The sequence below is a fragment of the Endozoicomonas sp. ALB115 genome (genome assembly GCF_049310245.1).
Lineage (GTDB): Bacteria > Pseudomonadota > Gammaproteobacteria > Pseudomonadales > Endozoicomonadaceae > Endozoicomonas.
This window is the reverse complement of the sequence record NZ_JBLYZG010000011.1, coordinates 122,322-130,552: the sequence shown is the minus strand read 5'-3', so window position 1 is coordinate 130,552 and position 8,231 is coordinate 122,322. Positions and strand designations below refer to the sequence as shown.

The 8,231-nt window shown below is 49.0% G+C and carries 6 protein-coding genes; 1 reads left to right on the top strand and 5 read right to left on the bottom strand.

Annotated elements, in window-relative coordinates; all coding sequences use genetic code 11:
* Nucleotides 1-67 precede the first annotated feature (67 nt).
* Genes ACO6VE_RS07695 through cas3 form a run of 4 tightly spaced genes read right to left on the bottom strand, consistent with a single transcriptional unit; the run spans nt 68 to nt 5,095 of the window.
* On the bottom strand, nt 68-184 hold the full coding sequence (locus ACO6VE_RS07695) for a type I-E CRISPR-associated protein Cas7/Cse4/CasC (protein ID WP_422460673.1): 117 nt from the start codon (nt 182-184) through the stop codon (nt 68-70).
* Nucleotides 185-208: 24 nt separating this feature from the next.
* Entirely contained in the window at nt 209-754 is a 546-nt protein-coding gene (gene casB, locus ACO6VE_RS07690) for a type I-E CRISPR-associated protein Cse2/CasB (RefSeq protein ID WP_422460671.1), read from the bottom strand.
* A complete protein-coding gene (casA, locus tag ACO6VE_RS07685; protein WP_422460669.1) occupies nt 754-2,352 on the bottom strand; it encodes a type I-E CRISPR-associated protein Cse1/CasA in 1,599 nt (532 codons plus the stop codon). Before casA ends, casB begins: the two co-directional genes overlap by 1 nt.
* A 55-nt stretch (nt 2,353-2,407) precedes the next feature.
* Entirely contained in the window at nt 2,408-5,095 is a 2,688-nt protein-coding gene (gene cas3, locus ACO6VE_RS07680; protein WP_422460668.1) for a CRISPR-associated helicase Cas3', read from the bottom strand.
* A 339-nt stretch (nt 5,096-5,434) separates the two neighbouring features.
* Between cas3 and dnaB the strand changes: the two genes are divergently transcribed.
* Nucleotides 5,435-6,835: a replicative DNA helicase gene (dnaB, locus tag ACO6VE_RS07675; protein WP_422449903.1), complete on the top strand. Its 1,401-nt coding sequence runs from the start codon at nt 5,435-5,437 to the stop codon at nt 6,833-6,835.
* A gap of 258 nt (nt 6,836-7,093) precedes the next feature.
* Here dnaB and ACO6VE_RS07670 read toward each other — a convergent pair whose 3' ends face one another.
* On the bottom strand, nt 7,094-8,092 hold the full coding sequence (locus ACO6VE_RS07670; RefSeq protein ID WP_422460666.1) for a serine/threonine protein kinase: 999 nt from the start codon (nt 8,090-8,092) through the stop codon (nt 7,094-7,096).
* Between the last annotated feature and the right edge of the window lie 139 nt (nt 8,093-8,231).

The window sequence follows — 8,231 nt, the reverse complement described above, 5'->3', positions numbered from 1 at the left end:
GCTTTAACTGGCATCAATGCTCTAACATCTGATCGACTGGGCAACAAAATTTTAGAATTTCTTCACTTCAACCCTTAAACGCAACATAGCTCATTTTGGCCGTTTTGGGTCGTCCCAGATCATCCCGGTTCAGGTTCGCGGGAGGGTAAGAAGTCAGCAGGTGCAGTTGCAGAAAGCGGTTCATTTGTTTATCTCCTTACAGAAAAAATCAGTCTTTAAATACGGCGTAGTATTCAGAAGCCCATAGCACCGCTAACCGGTCTTGAGGGCGGGATGCTGGCGCAAACCGAAACTCGTTCAGCCAGTGTAAAATGCTGTCGGCCAGTGACAGTAGGTTGACTTTGCCTTCGAGCAGATTCACTGCCCGACAAATTCGGGTAAAGAACTCTTGCTCAGTACGGCTTTTTTGTAGCTGCTGAAAACGCAATTCGCTCATTGCAGCTTTGCCGCCTTTCTCTTTTGGCAATGCGAGACTGGTAGCAAAACGGTGACTTTTGTTATGTTCTTTAACCCTTGCCAATACAGCCGCTACCATGGCGGCATCGGCTAAACCAATTCCCCGTTCGCCGGGCCTCACTCCCCAATAACCGGGCATTTGTCGTAAAAACCGGGCAAAGGCTGAGCTGAGCAAAATATCATCACTGCAGGAAACTCTGCGCAGTTGAGCCCGTTCACCCGGATCGTTTTGCAGAGACTCCCACCAGGACAAAAGGGCTGGCTGGTCTTGCTCTCTGAGTTTGCGATAGTCTTTCATCAGGCTACCTCCGGTTTGGCCTGTTCTTCTTCACAAGTACTGGCAAGTTGCCATAAAGGTTTTAATGATTTGAGCGTTTTCAGCTTGCTGGACAGCAACCTGCGACTGTCAATAATCCTTTTCATATCCCGGTCTTCGATATCACCTTCCAGCACCCAGAAGTCAAACTGGTCTGTTGCCGTTTTTCTTAGAAGCTCCACCCATTGCTTAGCCAGCTTTGCTGGTAAAACAGAGGTACTCTCAGGCAAAATCGCCAGTGTATTCAGGTGCCGGTAAAATGCGCTTTCTGTTTTTTGCCAGAAAGTCTGATCAATCATGCTGATGTCGCCTTTGGCATCTTTGGGTCGACTGAACCAGGCTGCTTTTATCTGCGTCCTTAATACATAAACAGTATCCTTAGCCGCAGTCAGCAACTGGCTGACCAAATCGATAAAGGTCTCACGGTAATTTGCATCCACTTTAATCAGAGGCATTTGATGTTCGTACCAGCAGCGAGCTTTCATGTTGTCCATATCAAAGCCAAAACACCATAGCCTCATGCCAGCCTCTGCAATTTCCGGGAAATAGTTCACTCTTTCCTGCCAGCGCTGAACCACTTCCGCCGCACCATCGCCATTAATGGCATCTGTCAGGCATAAACCTAACCAATGACGATAACCCAACCCACCTTGCTGACCTTTCAGGCTAAGTGGTGGCTTTTTGTTTTTAGGATCTTTGCGGTAAGGGGTTAAAGGGTGTAGCCAGGGGCCTTCATAGTTCACGCCATAGTTTTTAGTCATGAAAGCGTTGAATAACGCCTCATCCTGAGCGCCACATAAACTGCAGTTGCCTGTGGTTTTATTGTTTATTAAGCGGATTCTTCGCGGCATTCCCCAATACATTTGCAGTGGGTGAATATCACCGGGCTGGGTGCTTTGGCCCGATTTCTCGGACAGACGAGTATTTTCGAGCCAGGGAAAGATGTCAGCTAAATTTTGACTCTCAGGTTCATAGTCTTCTCGGGTTAACACATTCAGCCAAAGTTTATGCCACAGGCTTGCTGTAGGTGCTTCTGGCAAAACCAGTGTAGTTAAAGGCCCACCACCTCTTAAACCAACTCGATGTCCAACCCCTCCGGAAGGAGCGTTTGTTTGCAAAGCAAACAATGCTGTTGCTGTGCAACTTTCGCACACCCTAGTGACCGTATCGCCTTTGATAAAATGATCAAGATTGTCTTTGAGGGTCTTACCGCCTGGCGCTTCAATTAACAGGGCAGACATCGATTTTCGTTCAGCTTCTGGCAGATCAAAGTCTTGCAAAAATGCAGGGCCGTCACTGACCAGTTCAAACGCTGATTGAACAGAAATAAAGGCTTGCTGCAAGCTGGGTTCGGAGGGTAACTCTTCCCAAAACTCAAACCACTGTTCATCATCCTCCGGGGCAAAGGTGGTTTGTAACAGACCAATCAAGAATTGGTACAATGCTCCCTGGAAATCAGTTCGTGGAGCGTTGACTTCAACCACCGGATTATCAGTTTCGGCAATTTGCCAGGGGGCAATTTTACACTGACTGCCGTCTTGCCGAGTAACAGGCAGCCATCTATCTGTAACTAGATTCATTTTAAAAGCCTTTGTAAACCCTCAAGAATAAAGAGACAAGTTTCAGTTCCCTGCCTCAGCAGGGTTTTCTATCCAGATCCCACCCACATTGTGCCTGATACAGATGTTCTGTTTCAGCCACAAGTGGCAATATTTGAACGTACTTTAAGCAAGAGTACTTTTGTTTTATTCGTTCTATTTCCTCTGACCAGCAATCTGGAATGAGCAGGTTGGCTTTCTCCCACTCATGAATAGGCAACTGAAGCTGACTCAATCGCCAAAAATGCTTTGGGTTGCCGCTATTTGCCAAAGGCTGTAAATGCCCATCGCCATCAGGCACGGCCAGTACGATTGCTTCGGTTTCGACTGCATTAAGCCGGGTAGGTATATGGGTGTCTTCATCCCAACCATTGGCTGGGCCACCACTTTTCCAGCTGTAGCCTGCCTCAAGCTTCAGGCAATTAAATTCGCCCATATTTTTACGGGCATTATCTTTGGCAAGGGCATCATCGCTGGCTTGTTGCAGTTGCTCGGGAATCTCTGTTTGCGCTTTGACACCATAAACCCCCTCAATTAAATCCCGGGCGTCTTCTGGCATGGCAAACCCCTGTTTTTCCAATAACAGCCGGGCAGTCAACCACAACTGCCCTACATGGGAATAAACCCCCTGAGTTCCGGGCAATATTGACCTGAGCCACTGGTCGCTATGAACTTGTTGCGGGTCAGGCGTAAGAAGATAAAAGCAAGGGGTTAAACGCTGATCTGGCTGGTCATTGTTCAGTGGATTGCCTGCAACATCCCTATTATGGCGCTGAAGTCGGCCTGCCCGCTGAATCAGCAAATCCATAGGAGCTAGATCCGAAATCATCATATCAAAATCCAGATCCAGGCTTTGCTCTACTACCTGAGTGGCAATTAATATCTGACCGGTTCTTTGTTCTGAGCCAGATTTTTTGCCAAACCTGTTTAATACATCCTCTTCAATTGTTTGCCGGTCAATCATGGAAAAACGACTATGGAACAGAGTGAGTTTGGCAGAGTCGATTCGGGAGTCATCCTGAAGCTGCTGCCATGCCGACCTGGCATCCTTGATGGTATTGCGAATCCAGCAAATACAGCAGCCTTGTTCGACAGACCTGATAATTAAGTCAATGGCTTGAGCAGGATCATTCAGGCTTTTAACCTTAACTTGTCGTTTAACACTGTCACGAGTGGGAAGTTGTTTTTCAGCAAACCCCTGATCACATGCCTGACTGACTAACGGGTAATCTTTAGTAGCAGGCAGACTTTGCAGCTCCAGCCCCCGCCCTTTGAGATAAGCATCCAGTAGTTCCTTGCGAAATTGATGGGGTAATGTAGCCGACAGTAAAATAACGCTACCACCCTGAGAGGCATGAGCTTGCAGCAATGCAGCCAGTAATTCTCGCATATAGGAGTCGTAGGCATGTACTTCATCAAGAAGCAGCACTTTACCTTCTAATCCCAGCATTCTGAGCGACTGATGTCGTGCAGGTAATACGGCAAGCAAAACCTGATCAATGGTTCCAACACCAACATCCGCTAATAATGCTTTCTTACGACTATCTGCCAGCCATTGGTTGCAATAGGCACTGGCACTCTGATCATCCACAGCATAACGTTGGTCATTCTCCTGCTCTACCAGCTGAATCGATTCCTGAAAATGCTCTGACAACTGACTGGCTCCGTGAGCCAATACCAGAGAAGGTTTGGGTTTTTCCTGAAACAAAGAGCGATAACTGTCTTTTAACCGGTTATACATGCCATTAGCTGTCGCCATCGTTGGCAAACCAACATACAGCCCTTCTGCCAATCCCTGGCTCAACAACCGATGCACCAATACCATGGCTGCTTCGGTTTTTCCTGCTCCGGTCACATCTTCCAGAATAAATAGCTGTGGGCTCTGGGGAATATCAATGGTTTGAGCAAACTGCTGCAGGGGTGTGGGCTGTAGAATAAAATCGAACTGATCTTTAATAGACGAGAATGGGTTGATTGTTTTAGGTTCAAACTCGCTCTTTGACAAAACTTCTTTAGCCTTTAAAAGTGCTGTTTGTTCCCAGTATCCGGGCAAAGGCTGGATGTCACTTTTATATTGAAAAATGCTCTGGTCAGAACCAAGCCAGTCAGCCAAAACGGCGATACCTGCCAATTGCCATGAAGTGTTCTTAAACCTTTTTTTATTGATAGAGCTCAGTGGTGTCAGATCAGGCAACCAGTGTTTGGCGATCTCTCTCAAAAAAGCTTCTGCAGCTGGAATATCTTCCTCAGGAACAAGAGCCGTCTTAACTGCTCCCACTCCCTGTGGTGGTTTACCATGATGACCGCAAACAATTTCCAGCCAGGGGTGCACTAAACGTTGCGTTTTTCCGGGTGGAACAATGTCAGGTATCTGTTGACTCAACTCCTTTGCCCAGAGCGCAAAGCCCAGAGAATCATGACGAATATCTTTTAAACCTGTAACTTCAGACACCAGTTCTGAAGAAAGTCCTGTCACTTTATTCTGAAAGCTGCGGGCAAATTTACCGACATCATGCAACATCAGACAAAATGTGAACCATCGCTGTAACCAGCCTGGCTCTACTTCCAGTCGCCTGGCCAGTGATTGGCATAGCGTTTTCTCTGGATCCAGTAGCAAACGGCCAACCGCAGCAACATCCAGACAGTGATAGGCCAGCAAATGATAACCAGCATTATCATTTTCCGATTGATTACCTGCTTTGCCCCAATAGTTGTAGAAAGACACGCCTGCTTCCATTCTATGACAAGAGTTTCACATTATATGGAGTGTGTATTTGAAAAACATGCTTCACATCAACGTTTGACAGGCTTTCATTGAACTGGAAAAAGCAGCAAAAGCGGAAACCTCTGCTACTGCTGGATGGTGCCAGGTGGGTAAGTCTTATCTTATCGAGGAGTGTTTTGGCAAAGATCACTTCCGTCGGGTTCTTAAGCTGGGATTTCAGACAGGCTGGGAATTAGTACGTAAGTAAATTTTAAGAACAGGATCATAAAAGATAATGTCGCTGTATTTTTACCTCCTGAATTCGTATCATCATTTAATCTTTTTTCTCAGATCGTCACTATGCTGGATGTACGTCCCCGTGAGCTGGAGCTTCCCATCGATGAAGCCACGGTTGCCATTAAAACACCCCCTCACTCCATCGAAGCGGAGCAGTCCGTACTCGGCGGGCTGATGCTGGATAACCAGGCCCTGGACCGGGTGGTGGATAAGCTGACGTCGGATGACTTCTACAATCCGGGGCACCGGCGAATCTATGCATCCATCAGTACACTGAGCAATGAGAGCAAGCCTTTTGACCCTCTGACGGTTGCCGAGATTCTGGAAAACCGGGGTGAGCTGGATGAAGTGGGCGGGCTGGTTTATCTGGCGGAGCTGGCGGGCAGTGTGCCCAGTGTGGCGAATATTCGTGCCTACGCGGAGATTATCTTTGAGCGTTCCGTACTGCGTAAGTTGATCAATACCGGCCAGAAGATTGCGGACAGTGCCTATAATCCCGAAGGGAAAGACAGTCAGGCGATTCTCGATGAAGCCGAACGGCTGGTGTTCAATATTGCCGAAGAGCGCCCGAACACCGGTGGCCCGATGGGGGTGCGGGAGATTCTTGAAAACACCGTCAAGAAAATTGATGAGATGTTTAATGCCGGTAACGCCATTACCGGTACCACCACCGGCTTTAAGGATCTGGATGAGATGACCTCTGGTCTCCAGCCTTCTGATATGGTGATTGTGGCTGCCCGTCCCTCCATGGGTAAGACCACGTTTGCCATGAACCTGGTGGAAAACGCCCTGCTGAACAGTGAGAAGGGCGTCATGGTATTCAGCCTGGAGATGCCAAGTGAGCAGCTGATGATGCGTATGCTCTCTTCTCTGGGCAGGATCAACCAGTCCAAGGTAAGAAGTGGACAGCTGGAAGAAGAAGACTGGCCAAAACTGTTGTCAGCGGTTGAGCGCATTAAAGACAAGAAGTTGTTTATTGATGATACGGCGGGGATCAGCCCCTCGGAAATGCGCTCACGGGTTCGCCGGGTGGTGCGGGAACACGGTGACCTGGGCCTGATCATGATTGACTACCTGCAGTTGATGCAGATTCCCGGTTTTGGTGAGGGGCGAACCAACGAGATTTCGGAAATCTCCCGATCGTTGAAAGCCATTGCCAAGGAGTTCAATGTTCCTGTTATTGCCCTGTCGCAGTTGAACCGTTCTCTTGAGCAGCGACCCAATAAGCGCCCGGTCAACTCCGACCTGCGTGAATCCGGCGCCATCGAGCAGGACGCCGACGTGATCATGTTTATCTACCGGGACGAGGTGTATAACCCGGATACCGAGTACAAAGGGGTTGCTGAAATCATTATCGGTAAGCAGCGTAATGGTCCCATCGGTACTTGCCGACTGGCGTTTATTGGCCAGTTCACCCGCTTTGAGAACCTGGCACCGGATGCTTACCGGTTTGAGGAAGACTGATGTTTTAACCACAAAGGCACAAAGAGCACGAAGGAAGAAAACAGTCTCCCTGGTGTGCTGTGTGATAACCCTGAGGAATTGTCCCGGAATAATGTGCACATTGCTGAGCTTCAAAACTGCGTTCGTCCTGAGCCTGTCGAAGGGCGTGAACTCCGGCCTCATGCATTGTGCCAATCACCCTTCGATGCTTCGACAAGCTCAGCACTCAGGATGAACGGAGATCGAGTTTAAAATGCCGAAATTATTTCGGGACAATTCCTAAACCTGTCCAAAGACGGACAGTGGTGGCTCGTCCAGGGCTGCCAGTTGTTCCCGCAATTCCAGAATATGCTCTGCCCAGTACCGTTCGGTATTAAACCAGGTGAATGCCATGGGAAAGGCGGGATCATCCCAGCGCTTGGCCAGCCAGCCGCTGTAATTGATCAGTCGCAGGGTACGAAAATATTCCACCAGGTTCAGCTCAGAAGGGCTGAAATCCATAAACTCTGTGTAACCTTCCAGAATCTCGGCCATTTGCAGGGTCTGCTCTTGGCGGTCTCCGGATAACAGCATCCACAGATCCTGAATCGCCGGAGCCATACAGGTATCGTCAAAGTCAACAAAGTGTGGTGCCTCATTCCGCCAGAGAATATTGCCGCTGTGGCAATCACCGTGGACCCGAATGGATTGCCACGTATGCTGTTGCGTCATCAGTTCCAGGCGATGGAGCAGGTCCCGGGTCAGGGTCTGGTAGGCTTCCAGAAGAGAAGCGGGAATAAAGTCGTTTGCCAGCAGGTATTCAACATTATCGATGCCGTATCGCTGCAAGCTGATCGCCGGGCGGTGTTGGAAGTCGCTGGCTGATCCCAGCTTGTGCATGCGTCCCAGGGTGCGGCCAAGGGTCAGCAGGTTATCCAGATTATCCAGTTCCGGTGCATGGCCGCCCTGACGGGGAAACAGGGCAAACAGAAAGCCTTCAAACTCATGCAGTGTGTTGCCTTTTTCGTCAGCCATCGGGGCGACCACCGGTAATTCCATCGCTTGGAGATCCAGGGTGAACTGATGTTCCTCCTGAATCTGATCTTTTGACCAGCGTTCGGGGCGGTAGAATTTTGCAATCAGGGGTTCACTGTCCTCAATGCCGACCTGGTAAACCCGGTTTTCATAGCTGTTCAGGGCCATAATGCGGGCATCGCTCAGAAATCCTGCGCTCTCAACGGCGTCCAGTGCCCGGTCAGGCGTCAGCTGGTCGTATGGATGTTGAGTAGGCGTGTTCATGCGGGCCTCCGAAGGAGTCTGAGTTCTGTGGAGGGGATTCTATAACCAATAGTAAAGACTGGCCACTGACGCCGGGTGGAATTCTGCTTTGAAATTAATGTGGATAATTACCCTGAATGCAGTTCCTGGAGGCTGTCCG

Bases quoted from the DNA above. Each gene is read 5' to 3' on its own strand.
- ACO6VE_RS07695 (WP_422460673.1), bottom strand. From the start codon at position 184: ATGAACCGCTTTCTGCAACTGCACCTGCTGACTTCTTACCCTCCCGCG.
- casB (WP_422460671.1), bottom strand. From the start codon at position 754: ATGAAAGACTATCGCAAACTCAGAGAGCAAGACCAGCCAGCCCTTTTG.
- casA (WP_422460669.1), bottom strand. From the start codon at position 2,352: ATGAATCTAGTTACAGATAGATGGCTGCCTGTTACTCGGCAAGACGGC.
- dnaB (WP_422449903.1), top strand. From the start codon at position 5,435: ATGCTGGATGTACGTCCCCGTGAGCTGGAGCTTCCCATCGATGAAGCC.
- ACO6VE_RS07670 (WP_422460666.1), bottom strand. From the start codon at position 8,092: ATGAACACGCCTACTCAACATCCATACGACCAGCTGACGCCTGACCGG.